Annotated in this window: 19 protein-coding genes; 6 read left to right on the top strand and 13 right to left on the bottom strand. The window is 69.4% G+C overall.

The annotated features are described in order from the left end of the window. Window positions 1-115: 115 nt before the first annotated feature. From ACSGC5_RS00415 to ACSGC5_RS00400, 4 genes are all read right to left on the bottom strand, one after another. Window positions 116-1,147 (bottom strand): NAD(P)-dependent alcohol dehydrogenase, encoded by a 1,032-nt coding sequence (locus ACSGC5_RS00415; RefSeq protein WP_434968657.1) that lies wholly within the window; start codon window positions 1,145-1,147, stop codon window positions 116-118. Beyond that, window positions 1,144-1,380 (bottom strand): helix-turn-helix transcriptional regulator, encoded by a 237-nt coding sequence (locus ACSGC5_RS00410; RefSeq protein WP_434968656.1) that lies wholly within the window; start codon window positions 1,378-1,380, stop codon window positions 1,144-1,146. Before ACSGC5_RS00410 ends, ACSGC5_RS00415 begins: the two co-directional genes overlap by 4 nt. Next, complete coding sequence (locus tag ACSGC5_RS00405) at window positions 1,380-1,814, bottom strand: hypothetical protein (protein ID WP_434968655.1); 435 nt, start codon at window positions 1,812-1,814, stop codon at window positions 1,380-1,382. Before ACSGC5_RS00405 ends, ACSGC5_RS00410 begins: the two co-directional genes overlap by 1 nt. Before the next feature lie 105 nt (window positions 1,815-1,919). Beyond that, complete coding sequence (locus ACSGC5_RS00400; RefSeq protein ID WP_434968654.1) at window positions 1,920-3,167, bottom strand: FAD-binding protein; 1,248 nt, start codon at window positions 3,165-3,167, stop codon at window positions 1,920-1,922. Between the two features lie 189 nt (window positions 3,168-3,356). On the opposite strand from ACSGC5_RS00400, the gene ACSGC5_RS00395 reads away from it, so the two are divergent. Beyond that, on the top strand, window positions 3,357-3,629 hold the full coding sequence (locus tag ACSGC5_RS00395; RefSeq protein WP_434968653.1) for a DUF6412 domain-containing protein: 273 nt from the start codon (window positions 3,357-3,359) through the stop codon (window positions 3,627-3,629). Window positions 3,630-3,751: 122 nt separating this feature from the next. Further along, on the top strand, window positions 3,752-4,492 hold the full coding sequence (locus ACSGC5_RS00390; RefSeq protein WP_434968652.1) for a YidC/Oxa1 family membrane protein insertase: 741 nt from the start codon (window positions 3,752-3,754) through the stop codon (window positions 4,490-4,492). 18 nt (window positions 4,493-4,510) lie between these two features. Here ACSGC5_RS00390 and ACSGC5_RS00385 read toward each other — a convergent pair whose 3' ends face one another. Both ACSGC5_RS00385 and ACSGC5_RS00380 read right to left on the bottom strand, forming a co-directional pair. Beyond that, on the bottom strand, window positions 4,511-8,236 hold the full coding sequence (locus ACSGC5_RS00385) for a proline dehydrogenase family protein (protein WP_434968651.1): 3,726 nt from the start codon (window positions 8,234-8,236) through the stop codon (window positions 4,511-4,513). Window positions 8,237-8,378: 142 nt separating this feature from the next. Then, window positions 8,379-8,939, bottom strand: coding sequence for an acyl-CoA thioesterase (locus tag ACSGC5_RS00380; protein ID WP_434968650.1), 561 nt, complete (start codon window positions 8,937-8,939; stop codon window positions 8,379-8,381). A gap of 132 nt (window positions 8,940-9,071) precedes the next feature. On the opposite strand from ACSGC5_RS00380, the gene ACSGC5_RS00375 reads away from it, so the two are divergent. Together ACSGC5_RS00375 and cofE are read left to right on the top strand one after the other, a co-directional pair. Next, the gene (locus ACSGC5_RS00375) at window positions 9,072-9,578 is read left to right on the top strand and encodes a GNAT family N-acetyltransferase (protein WP_434968649.1); all 507 of its coding nucleotides are present in this window, start codon (window positions 9,072-9,074) and stop codon (window positions 9,576-9,578) included. A 49-nt stretch (window positions 9,579-9,627) separates the two neighbouring features. Continuing rightward, the gene (gene cofE, locus ACSGC5_RS00370) at window positions 9,628-10,419 is read left to right on the top strand and encodes a coenzyme F420-0:L-glutamate ligase (RefSeq protein WP_434968648.1); all 792 of its coding nucleotides are present in this window, start codon (window positions 9,628-9,630) and stop codon (window positions 10,417-10,419) included. Window positions 10,420-10,446: 27 nt separating this feature from the next. Here the strand turns inward: cofE and ACSGC5_RS00365 are convergent, their stop codons facing one another. The 3 genes from ACSGC5_RS00365 to ACSGC5_RS00355 are packed head-to-tail and all read right to left on the bottom strand — an operon-like array spanning window position 10,447 to window position 13,252. Beyond that, on the bottom strand, window positions 10,447-11,325 hold the full coding sequence (locus ACSGC5_RS00365; protein WP_434968647.1) for a hypothetical protein: 879 nt from the start codon (window positions 11,323-11,325) through the stop codon (window positions 10,447-10,449). Next, window positions 11,322-11,999, bottom strand: coding sequence for a response regulator transcription factor (locus ACSGC5_RS00360; RefSeq protein WP_434968646.1), 678 nt, complete (start codon window positions 11,997-11,999; stop codon window positions 11,322-11,324). The genes ACSGC5_RS00365 and ACSGC5_RS00360 overlap by 4 nt, the downstream gene beginning before the upstream one ends. Then, complete coding sequence (locus tag ACSGC5_RS00355) at window positions 11,987-13,252, bottom strand: histidine kinase (RefSeq protein ID WP_434968645.1); 1,266 nt, start codon at window positions 13,250-13,252, stop codon at window positions 11,987-11,989. The genes ACSGC5_RS00360 and ACSGC5_RS00355 overlap by 13 nt, the downstream gene beginning before the upstream one ends. Before the next feature lie 140 nt (window positions 13,253-13,392). On the opposite strand from ACSGC5_RS00355, the gene ACSGC5_RS00350 reads away from it, so the two are divergent. Both ACSGC5_RS00350 and ACSGC5_RS00345 read left to right on the top strand, forming a co-directional pair. After that, a complete protein-coding gene (locus ACSGC5_RS00350; RefSeq protein WP_434968644.1) occupies window positions 13,393-13,749 on the top strand; it encodes a PadR family transcriptional regulator in 357 nt (118 codons plus the stop codon). Window positions 13,750-13,751: 2 nt separating this feature from the next. After that, a complete protein-coding gene (locus ACSGC5_RS00345; protein WP_434968643.1) occupies window positions 13,752-15,134 on the top strand; it encodes a permease prefix domain 1-containing protein in 1,383 nt (460 codons plus the stop codon). A gap of 42 nt (window positions 15,135-15,176) precedes the next feature. On the opposite strand, the gene ACSGC5_RS00340 is transcribed toward ACSGC5_RS00345, so the two are convergent. The 4 genes from ACSGC5_RS00340 to ACSGC5_RS00325 are packed head-to-tail and all read right to left on the bottom strand — an operon-like array spanning window position 15,177 to window position 19,452. Further along, on the bottom strand, window positions 15,177-16,838 hold the full coding sequence (locus ACSGC5_RS00340; protein ID WP_434968642.1) for a cytochrome b/b6 domain-containing protein: 1,662 nt from the start codon (window positions 16,836-16,838) through the stop codon (window positions 15,177-15,179). Between the two features lie 4 nt (window positions 16,839-16,842). Next, the gene (locus ACSGC5_RS00335) at window positions 16,843-17,823 is read right to left on the bottom strand and encodes an electron transfer flavoprotein subunit alpha/FixB family protein (RefSeq protein ID WP_434968641.1); all 981 of its coding nucleotides are present in this window, start codon (window positions 17,821-17,823) and stop codon (window positions 16,843-16,845) included. Between the two features lie 10 nt (window positions 17,824-17,833). Beyond that, complete coding sequence (locus ACSGC5_RS00330) at window positions 17,834-18,610, bottom strand: electron transfer flavoprotein subunit beta/FixA family protein (RefSeq protein ID WP_434968640.1); 777 nt, start codon at window positions 18,608-18,610, stop codon at window positions 17,834-17,836. 53 nt (window positions 18,611-18,663) lie between these two features. Continuing rightward, window positions 18,664-19,452, bottom strand: a complete 789-nt coding sequence (locus ACSGC5_RS00325) for an enoyl-CoA hydratase-related protein (protein WP_434968639.1) — start codon at window positions 19,450-19,452, stop codon at window positions 18,664-18,666. Window positions 19,453-19,470 lie beyond the last annotated feature (18 nt).

The following is a 19,470-nucleotide window of genomic DNA, read 5'->3' as shown; positions in this document are numbered from 1 at the left end:
CAGCCGAGAGATATCGCCGAGTCTGGACCCGCCGATCCGGTCGGACGCTGAGGCCTCGGTCGGATACATCCGCCACAACTCTCCGACGGAAGCTGATCCCGCCCACCGAAGCGCCTCACTCGACCGTCACGACCACCTTGCCGACGGTGTGTCCGGCATCCACGTGGGCGAGAGCATCCCGCGCTGCGGCGAACGAGTACGTCTGCTCGATCACCGGTCGGATGCTTCCCTGACCCGTCAGCTCCAGCAGCTGCGCGACCACCTCGGGCTTCGCCGTGGCGGCGAGGGAACGGATGCGGCGACGCCGGCGCGAAAGGAACGCGGCTTTCAGCATCCGTCCCATAGGACCGAGCACCCGCCCGCCGCTCCCGGAGACGAGAACCACCGTCCCGCCCTCGCGCAGCAGTCCGCGCAGCACGGACAGGGGCGCCGTGCCCGCAATGTCGATGACGGCGTCGAAGGATGCCGCGGGGAGCTCGGGAGATCCCGGCTGCACCCGCCGATAGTCGAACACGTGGGCGGCACCGAGCTCCGTCACGAGATCGAGCGCCCGCTCCCCCGCCAGCGCCCACACGTCGGCTCCGCGCTGGGCGGCGAGCTGGACGGCGAAGGTGCCGACACCGCCCGCCGCACCGATGACCAGGACGCGGCTTCCGGATCCGACACTGGCGGCATCCAGGGCCTGTACTGCGGTTCCGCCCGACACAGGCAGCGCGGCGGCGAGCTGAGCCGGCACGTGGTCGGGCCGGGCCACGGCGCGGGCGGCGGGCATGATCGCGTACTCGGCCAGGCCCCCGCCGACACCGATCTCGGCAACGACCTCATCTCCGGGTCGATAATCCGTGACCCCGGAGCCGACGGCGACGACGGTGCCTGCGACATCCATCCCGCGAACGGCTGCGCGAGGGCGACGGATGCCGAAAGCAAGCCGCACGAGGTAGGGATCGCCGCGCATCAGGCGCGCATCGCCCGCGTGGATTCCGCACGCGCGCACCCGGACGAGAAGGTCGGTGGGGCCGGGTGCGGGCACGGGCAGCCGATCGGACTCGACGACCTCGGGTCCGCCGTAGCGGTGCTGGAGCCACGCGGCCATCGTGGTCGTCGGCGCGGCCTTGGGTGAATCCGCGTCGGATTCGTTGTCGTTCATGGGGTCACGTCCGTTTCGGTGGTGGGCGGATAGTGGAAGAGATCGTCGATCGCTATTCCGAAGAGCCTCGATAGCTGGAAGGCGAGTTCGAGAGAGGGCGAGTACTTGCCCTGTTCGATCGCGATGAGCGTTTGGCGGGTGACCCCGATGCGGCGCGCCACCTCGGCCTGCGTCATCCCGGCAGATTCCCGCGTCGCGCGGATGGTGTTGGTGATTCTTGTCGGCTTGACCATCAGGGCATCCCGCGACGGTAGACGACGATGCGTGCGATACCGCCGATGAAGGCGGAGAGGAAGAACCCGAAGAAGACCGCGTTGCCGATCCAGAACCACTCGGCCTGGACCATCGCCAGGATGAGCGCCGCCAACCCGCCGAGGACCATGAAGGCCTGACCGACGCGGTCGCCGAGATGCTCGATCTCTCGGTCGCGCTGGTCGGCACGGTGCTCGTCGTCGGGATCACGCAGCCCAGCGCCGATCCCCCACAGGATGCTGATCACGATCGAGACCACGATGGCCCCCGCGATCGTCCAGACCATGGGCCACTGCCAGGCGATCGCGGCCACCGGCATCGACCACACCTGTGGCAGCACCAGTGCGAGGTAGACGATGGTTCCCGCGCCGCTCGCGATTAGTTGCGACCAGGTATTTCTCTCCACGTATCCCATGTCGATCTTCCCCTTTCATGTATAGAATCTTTGACATTCCCGAGCGTACGACCCCGCCGCTCGCTATGTCAAGTTTTCTTTACATATCTGCGGATCGCGGTGAGATCAGCCGAGGCCGAGGCGCGCGAGATAGTCGTTGGTGAACCGTCCGTGCGGATCCATTCGCGCGCGCAGCGCTGCGAACTCGTCCCACCGCGAGTACCGACTGCTGACGGGTCCGGCATCCATCGTGAAGACCTTGCCCCAGTGCGGCCGCGCCGACTTGGGCAGGGTGTCTTCGATTCTGGGGAGCACAGTTTCGACACCGGCCGAGTCGGGACGCCACGTGAAGTGCAGCCCCACGGTCTCGTGGCCGTATGCGGGGCTCAGCCAGAGGTCGTCGGCTGCCATCGTGCGTACCTCGCACACGTAGAGCAGCGGGGCGATCGCCGGCGCGAGCGCGCGCAGCGCCTCGATCGCGACAGGAACATCGCGCCGGTCGATGAGGTATTCGCTCTGCAGTTCTGCGCCGGCAGACGGCGTGAACTCGAGCCGGAAGTGCGGCAGCCGCGAGTGCCATGGACCGGGAACTCCGCCCTGCACCGTGCAGGGCTCGGGGCCAACCCCGGGCACCGGATGCCGCGGGCCATCTGCCTCGCGCCCTCCGGCTGCCAGCACGGCGTCGACCGTCGCATGCCCCAAGCGGGCCTTGACCCAGACCTGGTCGATCGTGTCGGCATCCTGCCACGTGGTGAACAGGCTGACGCTGTCTCCCGCTCCCGTGACCGCATCGAACCGGGCAAGCACGTCGTCCCACCGGGCGCCGTCATAGACCGTCTGTGCTATCTCGTAGGCCGGTTCGAGCGCGAGCGTCAGATGCGTGACGATGCCGAGCGCGCCGAGTCCCACGACGACGCCATCGAAGTCGGGATCGCCGCGTCGCAGTGTCAGGACCTCGCCGTCGGCGGTTATCATCTCGACGCCGAGCACCTGGGTGGCAAGCGACCCGGTTCGGTCCCCCGAGCCGTGTGTACCGGTCTGCACTGCACCGGCGACGGAGAGGTGCGGGAGCGACGCGAGATTGGCGAGCGCGACCCCGGCGGCATCCAGTGCGGGCACCAGATCGCCGTGCCGAAGCCCCGCCGAGACACGAGCCGTGGCGGCATCCGTGTCGATCTCGATCTCCCGCGGCATCCTCGCCAGCGACACGAGCGTGCCCTCCGTGTCGGCGATGGAGCTGAACGAGTGGCGGCTGCCGAGCGCGCGGACCCGCGGGCTGCGGGTGACGATGTCGGAAAGCTCGTCGATGCTCTGCGGCGCCCGCACGGCCTCGGCTCGATACGTGAGGTTTCCCGCCCAGTTCGTCTCGACCATGCCCCCCATTCCAGCACGCCCGTGCCGCGCCATGCGGAGTCGGCTGGTCGCAACGGCGCACGGTTTGACCGACCCGCCGACACACGGATGCCGGTCCCGGCGCGTCGCGCACGATCTGCGCCGCTGCGCCTCACCGGCGCCGCGCGAGAACCCAGTGTTACCGTGTCACTGGTGAGAGGAGGCCGACGGATGCGTAACGCGACCGCTGCGCTGCTCGCCCTCATCCTCTCGACGCTCGGCCTGCTGACACTCGCCGATGCGAACACCGTGACGCTCGCGGTTGTCGTCGTCACGACGATCGCGCTCGCCGTCCTCGCCCTCCACGCGATCACTCGCCCGGGCTCAGCCCGGCAGCGCCTCGCCCGAGCCGGCGGACAGATCGACCCCTCCGCGCTCGTGGAGCAGAGCGACCCGGATGCCGAGGGCCACGCCCGCCCGAGGGCCCCGGGACTCGCGGCCTAGGCCGCGCCCGTTCGTTCGCCTCTTCCGGAGTTCACGCACGCATCCGTCATGACGTGCACACGGACGTTCGATGACCCTGCGGCCAGACGCATCCGCATCCGTCATCGACCCGGGAGTCCGCCGTGGACCTGTTCGCCTTTCCTCCGTTCGCTTTCCTTCTCGACGCCGCCTACCGCGTCCTCATGAGCGTGTCAGCCCTTCTGAGCCCTCTCGCGGGTGCCGCCTCCGCAGCCCTCGCGATCGTCATCATCACCCTCCTCGTGCGCATTGCACTCGTGCCTGCCGGGATCGCCCAGGCGCGATCCGAGCAGATGCGCGCCCGCCTGGCGCCCCAGCTGCGCGAGATCCAGAGGCGGTTCCGCAAGAACCCCGAACGGATGCAGCGCGAGATGATGCAGCTGTATCGCGATGAGAACACCTCACCGTTTGCCGGCATCCTGCCCGCCCTGATCCAGGCTCCGATCGTCGGCCTGATCTACGCGGTGTTCCTGCGGAGCATCGTGAGCGACCACCCGAACGATCTGCTGAACGAGCACCTGCTCGGCGTACCGCTCGGCACGAGCCTCGTCGGGTCGGTCGGGACGTTCTCGGTCGAGACCGCTGTCGTGTTCGGCATCCTGATCGCGCTGATGACGGTTGTCGCCGAGATCACCCGACGCGTCTTCCGCCCGACCCTTCCCCCGGAGCCGGATGCCTCACCGCTGACATCCGGAGGAATGCAGCGCGCGCTCGGCTTCCTGCCCTACCTGAGCGTCGTGTTCGCGGCGTTCGTGCCGCTGGCGGCCGCGATCTACCTTGCGGTCACTGTCATCTGGACCCTCGCCCAGCGCTGGATCCTGCGCCGGGCCTATCCGCTCGAGTGATGCGCGGCGGGCGCGTCCCTAGATCACACCCTCGGACCAGTCGTCGGGGTTGCCGAAGCGGTGGGCGGTGATCGTGATCGACTGCTCGTGCAGGAACGGCAGCAGCTCGATCCGTCCGGCGGTCGTCACCTCGTTGTCGTAGATCGCGACATCCGGGTCACCGCCGATCGCCTCCGCGAGCGCCCGGTGCGCGACCGCGACCGCATCCGCACCGCCGACCAGGCGCACTCGCGGCGGCCTGACCGGCCCGGGCTCCCCGGCGACGGCGTCAGCGACGTCCTGCTCGGGCCGCGCGACCCGGTCAAGCCATTGTTCATCGGTCTCGACGAAGACGTTGACGTCCTGATCACTGAGCGCACGACGCACCGCGGCGGGCAGACCGACCGGAGCGCTGACGGTGATCGCAGACCCCGTGCGGATACCGGCGAGGATCACTCGGAGCAACGCCTGCCAGGTCGCATCCCCTGTCGCGCGGATCGCGACCTCCACCGGCCGGTAGCGGAACAGGTTCCGCTCGACACCGAGACGTGAGACATCCTTGACCCGGCCGAACTCCTCGTTCCAGGCAACGGCATCCGAGAGTGCCGCACGGCGGAGCCACTCGAACGCCCGGTAGTCGAGGGACGCCTGCGCCGCCTCGATGACGGTCGTGATGCGCGAATCGAGCCCGCGCAGATGCAGCGTCGAGGACGGCGCGCCGGCATCCGTGCCCCGCCACCTGCCGAGACCGATCAGATAGTTCGGACCGCCGGCCTTCGCGCCCGGCCCCACGGACGAGCGTTTCCACCCACCGAAGGGTTGCCGCTGCACGATCGCGCCGGTGATCCCCCGGTTGACGTAGAGATTGCCCGCCTCGACCCGGTCGAGCCACAGCGCCAGGTCCTCGGGGTTCTGGGTGTACAGACCTGCCGTGAGGCCGTACGCGACGGCGTTCTGCAGCTCGATCGCGTGCGCGAGGGAACTCGCGTGCATGACCCCGAGCACCGGCCCGAAGAACTCCTCGAGGTGCACGCGCGAGCCCGGTTGCACCCCGACCCGGATGCCAGGACGGAAGAACCGACCGTCGTACTCGGGACCGAAATCGAGTGGCTCGGGCGCCACGAGCCACTGCTCGCCCTCGTCGAGGGTGGTCAGCGCCCACTCCAGCTTGCCGCGCGGCGGCTCGATCACCGGCCCCATCTCCGCGAGCGGATCGGTCGGCGGCCCGACGCGCAGCGAGGTCGCGGCGTCCACGAGCTGGCGTGCGAAGCGCTCGGAGCGCCCGACGGGACCGACGAGGATCGCAAGGGATGCGGCGGAGCACTTCTGACCGGCGTGCCCGAAGGCGCTCTTGATGAGGTCGGATGCGGCGAGATCGAGGTCCGCCGACGGCATGATCACCATCGCGTTCTTGCCGCTCGTCTCGGCCAGCAGCGGCAGATCGGGCCGCCACGACCGGAACAACGCGGCGGTCTCGAACGAACCGGTGAGGATGACCCGATCGACATCCGGATGCGTGAGCAGCTGTTGTCCCAGCGCCCCTTCGTCGAGGTCGATGAGGGCGAGGACATCGCGTGGCACGCCGGCGTCCCACAGTGCCTCGGCGACGACAGCCGCACACCGCCGGGCCTGCGGCGCCGGTTTGAAGACCACACCCGACCCCGCGGCGAGCGCGGCGAGCACTCCCCCCGCGGGGATGGCGATCGGGAAGTTCCACGGCGGGGTGATGACGGTCACGTGGGCGGGAACGAACACCGCTCCGGCGACACGATCGAGCTCGCGGGCGGTGGCGGCGTAGTAATTCGCGAAGTCGACGGCCTCGCTCACTTCGACATCCGCCTCAGCGAACACCTTGCCGGTCTCGGACCCGGCGACCTCGATGAGCTCGCCGCGCCGCGCCTCCAGCGCGCTCGCCGCTGCCTGGAGCACGGCCGCGCGATCAGCCGCCGGGAGCGCCCCCCACTGGCCCGCCGCGGAACGGACGCCCGAGATGATCTGCTGGAGGTGATCGGCATCCGTGACGCGCGCCGCCGCGATGGTCCGGTCGCCGGCGGTCGACACGGCCATGCGCTCGAACACCCCTCGCGACCATTCGCGGTTGGCGGGAAGGGCCGGGTCGGTGTCGCGAGCGTTGCGGAAGCCCGGCGCACCCGGCGCCACCGCGTCGGACTCCGTCGGAGCGTAGATCGCGGTCTCGACGTAGTCGACCCCGCCGAACCGGGCGATGCCGTCGTCGGACTCGGACGAGCGGGCGATGCCGAGCACCGCCTGAGTCAGTCCTCCCGCCTGCGGCGGGGGTGCGTCGCGGAGGATGCGCCCGTCGGCGCGGCCTTCGCGCTCAGCCTCTGCGCCGCGGTTCTGGCGCCGATGGGGCCCCGCGGGAAGCGCCGGATCGGCCGCGCGATCGAGCGACGCCAGAAAGCGATCCCGCTCCCGCTCGAACAGCTCCGGATGACCGGCGAGCTCGAATGCGGCGGACAGGAAGTTCTCGCTCGACGCGTTCTCTTCGAGGCGCCGCACGAGGTAGCTGATCGCGACATCGAACTCGTGAGGATGGACGACCGGCACGTACAGCAGCACGTGACCGACATCGCGCGTGATGGCCGCAACCTGCCCCTGTGCCATGCCGAGGAGCATCTCGATCTCGATGTCATCGCGGACGCCGCGGTCGCCGGCGAGGACCCACGCGTAGGCGATGTCGAACAGATTGTGACCGGCGACACCGACCCTGACAGCATCCGTGTTGCGGGGTCGCAGCGCCTCGTCCAGGCAACGCAGGTAGTTGGCATCCGCGTCCACCTTGCGGTCATACGTGGCGAGCGGCCAGTCGTGCATGATCGCGTCGACCCGTTCCATCGCCAGGTTCGCCCCTTTGACGAGCCGAATCTTGATGCGCGCGCCGCCCTCGGCGACCCGCTGGCGCGCCCAGGCGGTGAGTTCGCGCAGCGCGGGAAGCGCGTCGGGCAGGTAGGCCTGAAGCACGATGCCCGCCTCGAGGTCCCGCAGCCGCTCGTCCTCAAGGAGGCGCGTGAAGACCGCCACCGTGAGGTCGAGGTCTCGGTACTCCTCCATGTCGAGGTTGATGAAGGTGCGGCCGCCGTTCTCGGGCAGCCCCGCCGCGGCCGTCAAGTACAACGGCAGGAGCCGCTCCACGACGGCGTCGACGAGTTCATCGAACGCCCACATGGAAAGACGACTCGCGATGGCCGACACCTTCACCGAGACGTAGTCGACATCGGGACGACGGATGAGGTCGTGGATACCTTCGAGGCGTCGCCGCGCCTCACGCTCGCCGAGCACCGCCTCGCCGAGGAGGTTCAGGTTCAACCGCGCCCCGCTCTCGCGCAGCGCCGCCAGAGCAGGGCCGAGCTTCTCCGGGCGCGCGTCGACGACGAGGTGCGACACCATCTCCCGCAGCGCGCGACGCGCGATCGGCACGACCGGCGACGGCAGAACCGGCGCGACCGCCCCGCCGACCCGCACGGCGCCGCGAAGGTACCAGGGCAAGAAGCCAGGCGCCAGGGGCGCGATTCGTGACAGGGTGGATGCCGCGGCGGTGAGGCTCTCGGGACGCATGACACCGTCGATGAACCCGATCGTGAAGGGCAGCCCGTTCGGGTCTTTCAGGACTCCCGCGAGGCGCTCCGCTGAGGCATCGGCCGGGATGTCGGCGGCGTCGGCGACCCAGCGCGCGGCGAGGTCGATCGCCCGCTGCGCCAGCTCGCCCGGCGGCGCGGATGGCGCCGATTCGGGCATGTCCTGCATGCGATCAGCCTACGTCGCGTGGGGCCGCTGACCGCGTTGCACACAACTGCCCGCACCCGCGCCGATGCAGACTCCCGCGGACTCGATCATCGCGGCCCTGACCCGGTTCTCGAGGGTCCGCCACGCGGGGGTGGCTGCCCGTTCAGCTCCACACGCTCGGCGCAGCTGCCTTCGTCGGCGGCAGCGCGGACGCGGCAGCCCACTCGTGAATCCACGACGACACATCGGGGGTGTCATCCGGGCGGCCGACAGCGGCGAAGAACTCGTCGTGACTCACGGTTCCGCCGGTGCGCTTGAGCATCCGCGACCTGATGATCGCCCGCGCGAACACTTCGCCGTCCACGACCGCGCGGTGTTCCAGGTAGAGCGCCTTGTCGTCGTGCCCGATGAAGCGAGACTCGATGTCGAAACGCTGCCAGAGCTGCAGCGACTTGCGAAACGAGATCGTCTCGCTCGAAACGACGGCGTACCACCCCTGCGCGCGCATCGCGTCCAGCAGTCCCGAACGCACCAACAGATCCCACCGGCCCAGGTCGAACAAGGACAGGTATCGCCCATTGTTCATGTGGCGCAGGATGTCGATGTCGGTCGGCAGGGTCGTCAGCCGGATCCGGGCGACACCCGTGGGCGAGATCTGCCCCTCCCGGCGCCTGCGCCACCGCGCTCTCCAGATCACCAGGAGGGTTCGCCACAGTACGTTCACGAGGGGCGATGCTAGAGGGATTTCTCTTCATCGGGTCACGAGGTTGTGGGATTCCCACAGCGACGGCGTGGCGCACCACCCCCGTCTTTGCGCCGATTTCTCTCCCCGTGATCGCCCGCGTAGAGTCTGGCCATGAACGCCGAAACGCAGACGGATGTCATCGTCAGGCCCGTGCGGGATGTCGACGCACAGGAACTCGGTCGCGTCCACGCGACGTGCTGGCACGAGACCTACGACCACCTCATCAGCAAGGCAGCTCTGGAGAACGTCTCACCGAAGAGACTCGCGGAGTTGTGGACACACTGGGCTGAGCAGGGCGAGGAATACCGGATGAGCGCGGCGCTCGTCGACGGCGAGATCGTCGGTTTCGTCGGCTCCGGGCCGGCACGCGACGACGACGCCCCGCGCGAGCGCGAGCTCTACTTCATCTACCTGCTCGACAAGTTCCACGGCACCGGGATCGGTCAGCAACTCTTCGACGCGGCGGTCGCGGAGGGAGAGGGCCTGTACCTCTGGGTGGCGGCGGACAACCCCCGCGCGCACCGGTTCTATGCCCGCAACGGTTTCACCCTCGATGGGGCGACCCATGACGAGGCGTTCCTCGGCGAGACCCTCACCGAGGTCCGCTTCGTTCGGTGACTCCACTCCGTCGCGCTGGCTCTGATCGCGCAGACCGGGCGAGTCGACCGTGACGGCACTGCGCATCTGGCCCCTCGAGGGGATCCCCGAGATCACTGCGGGCGATGACCTCGTCGCGGTCCTCGCGACCGCCGCTGGCGATTCACTCGTGGACGGCGACATCCTCGTCGTCACCTCGAAGATCGTCTCGAAGGCGGAGGGCCGCTTCGTCTCCGCCACCGACCGTGAGGAGGCGATCACCGCCGAGACCGTGCGGACCGTCGCGACGCGGGTCGCGGCATCCGGTCACACGACGCGCATCGTCGAGAACCGGCTCGGAATCATCGCGGCCGCCGCCGGGGTCGACGCATCCAACACCCCCGAAGGAACCGTGCTGCTGCTCCCGATCGATCCGGACGCTTCGGCGCGCTCCCTCGCCGCCGGACTGCGCGCGGCGACGGGTGCCGACGTGGGCGTCCTGATCAGCGACACCCTGGGGCGCGCGTGGCGTGAGGGGCAGACGGATGCGGCGATCGGGGCGGCAGGGATCCGTGTGTTCGAGGACCTGCGCGGCGCGACGGATGCCGAGGGGCGGCCGCTGGTCGTGACGATGCCGTGCGTTGCCGATGAACTCGCCGCCGCGGCGGATCTCGTGAAGGGCAAGACGGCGCGGACGCCGGTTGCCGTCATCCGCGGCAGGGGTGATCTGGTCGGGCCTCTCGACCTGCCCGGAGCACGATCGATCGTGCGCGCGCACGAGCACGACATGTTCCACACCGGCGCGGCCGAGTCCTATGCCGCCGGCTACTCGGCGGGACGGGCTGCCGGATCGGACACGAGCGGGGGAGGGACGAAGCCCTGAGCTTCGCCCCTCCCCCGCGTGCTCCGATCAGCGCGCCGCGCGCAACGTCACCTGCCCCGCGGAGACCTCGACCGAGATCGTGCTGTCGGCACCGGGATCGCTACCCAAGCCATTGCGGAAGTTGCCGGCAGACACATCCGACGTGACGTCGTAGGCGCCGTCGGGAACGACGAGGGTGAGAGAGCCGGCGCTGACTCCGGCGCGGATGTCGCTGGGCTGTGCGCCGCCGAAATCGGCATCCATCGACCCCGCACTCACCGTGAGATCGGCAGTGTCCACGTTCGCGAGGTCGAGTGTCGCGCGCCCGGCCGAGAGGTCGACGGTCACATCGTCCGCCGCGCCCGACACCGCGAGCTCCCCCGCCCCGACGTTCAGGTCCACGACGCCGAACTCACCGTCGGCGCGGACCGATCCGGCAGCCATCTGCACGTCGGCGTCCAGACCCTCCAGGGACTGGGGAAGCAGCAGCACGGCGCGTCCGCTGCCGCCGAAGATCCACCCCATGCCCCACTCCCACCGCGGAGACGCGACAGTGAGTGTGTCACCATCGCGCTCAAGGGTCCAGCGATCCCCTCCGAAAGGCGAGGTCACCTCGAGCTCGGCCTCGTCGACATCCGCGTACTCGACGGCCAGTGAGCCGGCGTTCAGCTCGATCGACAGAGCGTCGACACCCGCGACCGCGACGGTCCGCGAGTCGGTCGACACGGCTGCGGCGCGAACGGTGCTGAAAACGGCCCCGGCGATCGCCCCGAGCACGATGAGCGCGCCGAGAACGATCAGCAGCACCGCGACGACAGTCGAAGAGCCGCGCGTGACGGGCGAGTCCGGCGCTTCCCCGGGAGGAGTCGCCTGCGACTGCGACGCGGGAGTCTGCGCGGGCGACGGCGGGGTGAGATCGGTGGTCATGAGAGTTCTCCTGTCTGCGGCGGCAGTCCGCCGTGAGCGATGTGGGCGAGGGCTGCGAGCACCCGCCGGTTTCCGGAGTCGTCCTGCTCGAGTTCGAGCTTCTGGAAGACCGCCGTGATGTGTTTCTCGACGCTGCCCTCGCTGATGTGAAGGGTGCGTCCGATGGCCTGGTTGGACTTGCCCTCCGCGATCAGTGCCAACACCGTGGCTTCCCGTTCGGTCAGGCGACGCATCCGCTCGTCCCGCGCACGCCGACCCAGGAGCTGGGCGACGACCTCAGGGTCGAACACGGTGCCGCCCGCGGCGATGGTCTCCACGGATTCGAGGAACTCGGCGACATCGGCGACCCGATCCTTGAGCAGGTATCCGAGGGCGCCGCCGCGACCGGCGATGAGGTCGCTCGCGTAGCGCTCCTCCACGTACTGCGACAGAACGAGCACGGGAAGGTCGGGGCGAGCGGCGCGGAGGCTGACGGCTGCGCGGATGCCTTCATCCGTTCGCGTCGGGGGCAGCCGCACGTCCAGGATGCACAGCCCGGGGTCCACGTCGGCGACCGCTTCGGTCAGGCCATCGGTGTCGCCGAGAGCGGCGACCACGTCGTGGCCGGCATCCTCGAGCAACCGCACGAGACCCTCGCGCAGCAGGACGGAGTCCTCGCAGATCACGATGCGCATGGCAGGCTCACCTCCACCGTCGTCGGACCGCCGATGGGACTGTCGACGGAGAACGTGCCGCCGGCGCCGATCGCGCGGTTCGAGATCCCGTCGAGGCCCCCGCCCGGAATGACCCGAGCGCCACCGATGCCGTTGTCTTCGACACGGGCCCACAGGACCCCGCCCTCACGCTGCCGTACCAGCACGCGGGCCTCCGTAGCGCGCGAGTGCTTCGCCGCGTTGGTCAGGGCTTCCGCGATGACGAAGTAGGCGGCGGCCTCGGCGGTCGGTGCGCAGCGTTCGGTGATCCGGACATCGAGCACGACGGGCACGGGCGATCGCGCGGCCAGGGCAGACAGGGCAGCGTCGAGGCCGCGGTCGTCGAGAACCGAGGTGTGGATGCCGCGCGCCAGCTGTCGCAACTCCGTGATCGCCGCCTTCGTCGACGTGTGCGCCTCGGAGATGAGCTCCTTCGCGGCCGCCGGGTCGGTGTCGATCTTCTGCTGAGCAAGCCCGAGGGTCATGCCGACGGACACGAGCCGCGGCTGGACGCCATCGTGGAGGTCGCGCTCGATGCGCGTGCGTTCCACGTCCGCGGCGCGTACGGCTCCGGCCCGTTGCGCCTGGGACTGCCGCGCCTGCTCTGCCAGCACCGCTTCGCGCGAAGGGATCATGATGGCGCGCGCCAACACACCGTGCAGAAAGGCGAGGCCGACAATCGTCGCGAGCGCGAGAAGCGACGCGACGACCCCGACCGGAACCGCCCAGGCCGTGGACACGTCGATCCACGTGCTGCCGAGCCGAACAGCATCCGCCGTGCCCGCGTACAGCGGCGAGAACGCGAGCACGACCCCCGAGGCCGCGATCCCGACGAGGCTGAGGACGATCCAGCCGAGGACCGTCGCGATCGCGCCGTTGGCGACAGCGCGCCACATCCCGGGATCGATGAACTGGAGCCAGATCGTGTGGAGGAAGCCTCCGAAGCCGGACTTGTCGCTGCGGCGCGGGCGGCGAGGGGGCAGCCCGAAGCGGTAGAGCCCGTCGATGCGTGCATTCTCGAGCCAGCTGAGGGCGAACAGCACGTAGACGAAGAGGAGAAGGAACAGGAGACCGATGCCGAGGACCGGAAGCAGCCCGAGCCCGAGACCCAGCAGCGTCGCGAGCAGGGCGAACACGCCGGGCCCGATCACACCGAGTGCCGCGAGCTGAGCGGTGGCTCCGGCGATACGGGCGGGCGTCGCAACCGGCCGTGGTGGCGAATACGTTGTCGTCATGCCTCCACGCTAGGGTTCGGCATCCCTGTTCCGCTTCCCTGCCAGCCGGTCGAGTCCGCGGGGGATATCCCCCGGTTGACCTAGAACCTCTATGTACCTTGCTGTTCTATGTATATGATCGTCGCGAACAGGGAGCGCAGATGAAAGTCGGCAAGGATCTCGTCGCGGCAGCCGCGACACCGCTCGTGCTCGGCATCCTCGCGGAAGGCGAGTCCTACGGGTACTCGATCCTGCAACGGATTGCGGAGCTCTCGGACGGCGAACTCGAGTGGAGCGAAGGGATGCTGTACCCGCTGCTGCATCGGCTCGAGCGCCACGGGCAGATCGAGGCACGCTGGATCGAGGCCCCCACGGGCCGCCGTCGTAAGCAGTACCGGCTCAGCGCTGCAGGACGGGAGACGTTCGCCGAGCAGCGGCGGCAGTGGGCAGTCGTGTCTGGCGCGTTGCACCGCGTCTGGTCGACCGGCTGGTCAGGTCCCGAACCGGTGGGGGCGTGACGATGGAGACGACAGGCACCACGGATGCCGAGCTGGAACGACAGATCATGCAGTGGCGATCGTTCCTGCAGGCCCATCCTGCCCTGGGCGACGGTGATCTCGACGAGCTGGAGGATCACCTGCGTGACCGGATCGACGACCTGCGGAGCCGGGGGCTGACCCCGGACGAGGCGTTCCTCATCGCCGTGCGCAGGCTCGGCCGCGTCGACCAGCTCTCGCGGGAGTTCGCCCGGGAGCACTCCGATCGGCTCTGGAAGCAGCTCGTGCTGGGTTCCGCCGAATCCACACGGCCGAGCCGGGGAGGCCTGCTGGCTGTCGCGTTCGCGATGGTGGCAGCGGTGGTCATCAAGCTCCCGGCGCTGTGGGGCGCCCCCGACGAGGTGACGATGCGCAATGCACCGATCCTCATCCTCGGTGCGCTCGCGGCATATCTGCTGGTGCGCGGCTCCCGGGGATGGCGCACCTGGATCGCCGTCGCGGTGCCGTTCGCGGCTGCCGCCGTGATCGTCAACGCGTTCCCCTTCGCGCCGGGCGCCGACACGCTCCTGCTGACGGTATTGCACCTCACAGTCGCCCTGTGGATTGCGGTGGGCATCGCGTACGTGGGCTCCGGGTGGCGCAGCACCTCGGCGCGCATGGACTTCATCCGGTTCACCGGTGAGTGGGTCGTGTACCTCGCCCTCATCGCGATCGGCGGGGGCGTACTTGTGGCGCTGACGCTCGGGGTCTTCAGCGCGATCGGCGTCACGATCGAGGGTGTGGCCGAGGACTGGATCCTGCCGTGCGGTGCCGCGGGCGCTGTCGTCGTGGCGGCATGGCTCGTGGACGCCAAGAAGAGCGTCATCGAGAACATGGCACCCGTGCTGACCAAGCTGTTCACGCCGCTGTTCACCCTCCTGCTGCTGACGTTCCTCGCCGCGGCCGCGGTGCAGACGATCACCGCGAGCGCGGATGCCGAGACCGGGCTGCTGGGCATGGCTTCGCAGCGAGACGTCCTCATCATCTTCGACGTCACCCTCGTCGTCGTGTTGGGTCTGCTGCTCTACACCCTGTCGGCGCACAGATCTGACGCTCCCGCGAGCTGGTTCGACACGCTGCAGCTGGTCATGCTCGTCGCGGCCATCGCGGTGGATCTGCTCGTCCTCGCGGCCATGCTCACCCGAATCGGAGAGTTCGGCGCGAGCCCGAACAAGCTCGCATCGCTGGGGTTGAATCTCATCCTGCTCGCGTGCCTCGCCGGTGCAGCCTGGCTGCAGGTGGGGTACCTGCGAGGGAAGACCACGCATGCGGCGCGCGAGAGGTGGCAGACGGGTTTCCTGCCGGTCTATGCCGTGTGGGCGTTCGCGGTGGCCGCGATTCTGCCGCCGCTGTTCGCGTTCCAGTGAGCCGCCGCGCCGCGCGCTCCCGAACGAGCGCGCGGCGCTCCGTCAGCGACCGGAGACGTTTCCGAACAGCTTGGCGATGGGTGCCAGCACGAGCGGCCGCGCGGCGACCCAGGCGGCGGCGATCACGACGAGCGAGAGCACAAACAGCCAGAACCCGACCCAGTTGTCCGCGTCGGTCGCGGCGTACATGTGGTTGAGGTTGCGCAGGGCCCCGGTCGCGAACACGAGGATGACGTGGATGATGATGAACACGACGAAGTAGAGCATCACCGGGAAGTGCACCGCACGGGCCCACTCGACCGGGTACGCCTTGTTCAGCGCCTTCGCGTTCTTCGGCCAGATTCCACTCATCCGCACGCCGGTGATGATCGCCAGCGGCGCCGCGATGAACACCGTCGTGAAGTAAGCCAGCTGCTGCAGCGAGTTGTAGTTGACCCACCCGTTTTCGGTCGGCCAGTCCAGCGACACGTACTGCAACGCTGCCGAGAGCGCGTTGGGGAAGACGTCCCACGACGTCGGGACGATCCGCATCCACTGTCCGGTGACCAACAGCAGCACGACGAAGATCACGCCGTTGACGATCCACAGGATGTCGAGGGCCTGGTGGAACCAGATCGTCAGGCTCACCTTGCCCTTGGGGTTGTTGCGTGGCGCCCAGAACACGCTGGGCCGCTTCTCGGTGCGGATCGTGAGCCCCGACCGGATGATCAGCACCATCAGGAACACGTTGAAGAAGTGCTGCCAGCCCAGCCACGCGGGGAACCCGACCGGCGCGCCCTCGGGCAGGTGGTACTCGCCCGGATAGGTTGCGAGGAAGTCCTGCATCCCGTCGAGGGAGATCAGCCAGCGCACCGCGAGAACCGCCATTGCGGCCGCAAACAGCAGCCCCAGGCCACCGACGATCACCGTTCCGGCCCACTGGGATTTCGTGAAGGGGCCGATGCGAGCGGGCTCCGGTCGGGGCGCCGGGCGCGTCCGCGCGGATGCCCCCTCCCAGACCGTCGGCGTGAACGGAAGCGGCACGGTGACGTCGTACGCCGGGCGCTCGGCGACCGCGACGGCGGTGTCAGACTCGGTGGCGACAGCGTCGGCATCCGGGTGCGCTTCGTGTGCCTCAACACGCCGTACGCCCCCGTCGGAACCGACGCCCTGCGACACACGAACCTCGGCGCCGGATGCCGCTATCGCCGCGACCATCTCGGCGGTCGGCCACGGCTCACCGCCGGCGACGCGAGGCAGTCCCCGACGAACGACGCGCGAGGATCGTTCGGTTGCCTCAAACCGCTCTTCGGCCGTGGCGGGCACGGCGTGTTGCGGCACGTCAGCGGGCGCGGATGCCACAACGGAGGGCGCAGCGGCGGGGGCGGGTGCGGCGGGGGCGGCGGATGCGGGGGGCCAGGGGTCGCCGCCCGGCACGCGAGGCAGACCTCGGCGCACGGTCCGCGCTGCCGACACGGCGGGAGCGGCATCCGCCACCGCCGGCGCTGCGGCTTCGTGCGCCGACGTCGCGGCTTCGTTCGACACCTCCGCAGGGCTTACGCTCGCTGACGCTGCACCGTCTGCGGGCCCGGATGCGGCGGCGGATGCTGCGGGCACGGATGCGGCAGCCGCCGCGGTACCGGGCACTTCGCCGGCGGGGGGCCAGGGTTCGCCCCCGGGGATGCGGGGCAGTCCGCGACGCAGGGTGCGCCCGTAGGTCGCCATCGCGTCAGGCCTTCTTCGCCTGCAGCGTCTCGATCAGCTGCGGGACGACGGTGAACAGGTCGCCGACGACACCGAAGTCGGCGATCTCGAAGATCGGGGCGTCGGCGTCCTTGTTGATCGCGACGATCGTCTTGGCCGTCTGCATCCCCGCCTTGTGCTGGATCGCCCCCGAGATCCCGAGGGCGACATACAGCTGCGGCGCGACGGAGACGCCGGTCTGTCCCACCTGAGCGGACTGCGCGATGTAGCCCGCATCGACCGCGGCGCGCGAGGCACCCACGGCGGCGCCGAGCACATCGGCGAGCTGCTCGACGAGCGCGAACTTCTCCTCCGAGCCCAGCCCGCGCCCTCCTGACACGACCTTGGCCGCTCCCCGCAGCTCCGGACGGGCGGAGGTCACGACGACCTCGTCGACCGACCCGATGGTCGCGGCCTTGCGGCCGGATGCTGCGACCTCGAGCTTCTCCACCACGAGGGGCTGCGCCTGCGCGCGAGCGTCGACAGCCCCCTGACGCACGGTGATCACGGGGGCGCCGAACGTCGCCGCAGCCTGCACGTTGTACGCGCCACCGTACACGGAGTGGTGCGCGACGATCCCCTCGTCATCGCGCGTGACGCCCACGGCATCGACGCACAGCGCCGCACGAGCGCGGGCAGCATACCGGCCCGCAGTTTCGCGCGACTCGATCGAGTGCGACAGCAGCACAGCATCCGGGTTCACGAACGCGGCAGCAGCGGCAACGGCATCCGTCGCCGGCACCCCCAGCGCCTGGCCGTGACCGGCGGGCGTCGCCGTCAGCACGAGGGCCGCGCCCTGCTCGGCAGCCGCGGGAGCGAGCGCCTCGGCGTGCTCCCCGACGATCAGCGCGACCGGGGTTCCCACACCGGCCGCGGCACCGATCAGACCCGCACTGCTGGCCGCGAGCGCGCCACCGGGAGTGACATCCAAAACGACCAGCACCGCATCCGCTGCGATATCCACCATCATCCGCCCCTTACGCCAACCGGTTCGAGATCAGGAACTCCGCGAGCTGCACGCCCGCGTCCCCCTCATCGACGACCTTCACACCCGCAGACCGCGGTGGCTTCTGCGCCACCGCGATCATGATCGACCGCGCCGCATCCGGGTCGTCGGCGGCGACGCCGAGATCCGCGAGCGACACCACCTCGACCGGCTTCTTCTTCGCCGCCATGATCCCCTTGAAGTTGGGGAAACGAGCATCGGGCAGCCGCTCCGTGATCGAGATCACCGCGGGAAGCTCGGCGGATGCCGTCATCGAGCCGCCGTCGACGGACCGTTCGCCAGAGACCTCCGTCTCGGTGATCGTCACGCTGTTCATGCTCGTGATGCTCGGCACGTCCAACAGCTCGGCGAGCATCGACGCCATGACGCCCCCGGAGCCGTCCGTCGATTGATTCCCCGTGATCACGAGGTCGAACCCGGCCCGCGTGATCGCGGCAGCCAGCGTCTGGGCGGTCAGTCCCAGATCCGCGCCCAGGAGCGCATCGTCCACGACATGAACGGCCGAGGCGGCGCCCATCGCGAGCGCCTTACGCACCGAACCGGATGCGGACTCCGGCGCCATCATGACAACGACGACCTCGGTGCCGGGGTTGGCATCCGCGTACGAGAGCGCGACCTCGAGCGACCGCTCGCCGATCTCGTCGATGACGGCTTCGCTGGCACCGCGATCAGCCAAGCCCGTCTCGAGATTCAGCACCCGATCCCCCCACGTGTCGGGGACCTCCTTCACCAGGACGAGAATCCTCATCGCGCTCCTCCTTCTTGCATCGAGTCTATGGGCGGCTGTCGAACGGGATCCGGTCACCGGCCGGTGAAGCGGGGGGTCCGCTTCTCGCGGAACGCCGCCATGCCTTCCTTCTGGTCGTCCAGGGCGAACAGGGCGGCAAACGCCTGCCGCTCGAATCGCAGGCCCTCGGCCAGTCCGCTCTCCTGCGAAGCCCGCAGCGCCTCCTTGGCCGCGTATGCGACCGGCAGGGACTTGGCCGCAATCGACTCGGCGACGGTCATCGCCTCCGCGGCGAGGTCTGCCGCGGGGACGACCCGGGAGACGAGTCCTGCCCGCTCGGCTTCGGCGGCATCCATCATCCGACCCGTCAGGACGAGCTCGGCGGCCTTGTAGTACCCGATCGCGCGCGTGAGGCGCTGCGTACCGCCCAGTCCGGGGATGACGCCGAGGTTGATCTCGGGTTGCCCGAACGTCGCGGTGTCAGCGGCGAGGATGATGTCGCAGCTCATCGCGAGCTCGCATCCGCCTCCGAGCGCGAAGCCTGCGACCGCCGCGACAATCGGTGTGCGCGCGGCGGCAAGAGCCACCAACCCCGCGAACGGGCTCGCGACGGTCATGTCGCGCACCGACTTGTCGGCCATCTCCTTGATGTCGGCTCCCGCGGCGAACGCACGTTCCGAGCCGGTCAGCACGATGCATCCGATCTGCTCGTCAGCGTCGAAGGCCGCCACGGCGGCACCGAGCTCGCTCGCGAGGGTGGAGTTGAGGGCGTTGAGAGCCTCGGGCCGGTGCAGTTCGATCCAGCCGACGCGGCCCCGCGTCTCGACGATGATCGTCTCGAACTCTCCGATGAATTCGCTCATGTCCGCTCTCCTCTCGCG

Source organism: Microbacterium sp. bgisy207, assembly GCF_965345035.1.
Taxonomy (GTDB): Bacteria; Actinomycetota; Actinomycetes; order Actinomycetales; family Microbacteriaceae; genus Microbacterium.
Note: the sequence above shows the minus strand (reverse complement) of the source record. Positions and strands in the feature narration are given on the sequence as shown.

Bases quoted from the DNA above. Each gene is read 5' to 3' on its own strand.
- ACSGC5_RS00415 (WP_434968657.1), bottom strand. From the start codon at position 1,147: ATGAACGACAACGAATCCGACGCGGATTCACCCAAGGCCGCGCCGACG.
- ACSGC5_RS00410 (WP_434968656.1), bottom strand. From the start codon at position 1,380: ATGGTCAAGCCGACAAGAATCACCAACACCATCCGCGCGACGCGGGAA.
- ACSGC5_RS00405 (WP_434968655.1), bottom strand. From the start codon at position 1,814: ATGGGATACGTGGAGAGAAATACCTGGTCGCAACTAATCGCGAGCGGC.
- ACSGC5_RS00400 (WP_434968654.1), bottom strand. From the start codon at position 3,167: ATGGTCGAGACGAACTGGGCGGGAAACCTCACGTATCGAGCCGAGGCC.
- ACSGC5_RS00395 (WP_434968653.1), top strand. From the start codon at position 3,357: ATGCGTAACGCGACCGCTGCGCTGCTCGCCCTCATCCTCTCGACGCTC.
- ACSGC5_RS00385 (WP_434968651.1), bottom strand. From the start codon at position 8,236: ATGCAGGACATGCCCGAATCGGCGCCATCCGCGCCGCCGGGCGAGCTG.
- ACSGC5_RS00375 (WP_434968649.1), top strand. From the start codon at position 9,072: ATGAACGCCGAAACGCAGACGGATGTCATCGTCAGGCCCGTGCGGGAT.
- ACSGC5_RS00365 (WP_434968647.1), bottom strand. From the start codon at position 11,325: ATGACCACCGATCTCACCCCGCCGTCGCCCGCGCAGACTCCCGCGTCG.
- ACSGC5_RS00360 (WP_434968646.1), bottom strand. From the start codon at position 11,999: ATGCGCATCGTGATCTGCGAGGACTCCGTCCTGCTGCGCGAGGGTCTC.
- ACSGC5_RS00355 (WP_434968645.1), bottom strand. From the start codon at position 13,252: ATGACGACAACGTATTCGCCACCACGGCCGGTTGCGACGCCCGCCCGT.
- ACSGC5_RS00350 (WP_434968644.1), top strand. From the start codon at position 13,393: ATGAAAGTCGGCAAGGATCTCGTCGCGGCAGCCGCGACACCGCTCGTG.
- ACSGC5_RS00345 (WP_434968643.1), top strand. From the start codon at position 13,752: ATGGAGACGACAGGCACCACGGATGCCGAGCTGGAACGACAGATCATG.
- ACSGC5_RS00340 (WP_434968642.1), bottom strand. From the start codon at position 16,838: ATGGCGACCTACGGGCGCACCCTGCGTCGCGGACTGCCCCGCATCCCC.
- ACSGC5_RS00335 (WP_434968641.1), bottom strand. From the start codon at position 17,823: ATGGTGGATATCGCAGCGGATGCGGTGCTGGTCGTTTTGGATGTCACT.
- ACSGC5_RS00330 (WP_434968640.1), bottom strand. From the start codon at position 18,610: ATGAGGATTCTCGTCCTGGTGAAGGAGGTCCCCGACACGTGGGGGGAT.
- ACSGC5_RS00325 (WP_434968639.1), bottom strand. From the start codon at position 19,452: ATGAGCGAATTCATCGGAGAGTTCGAGACGATCATCGTCGAGACGCGG.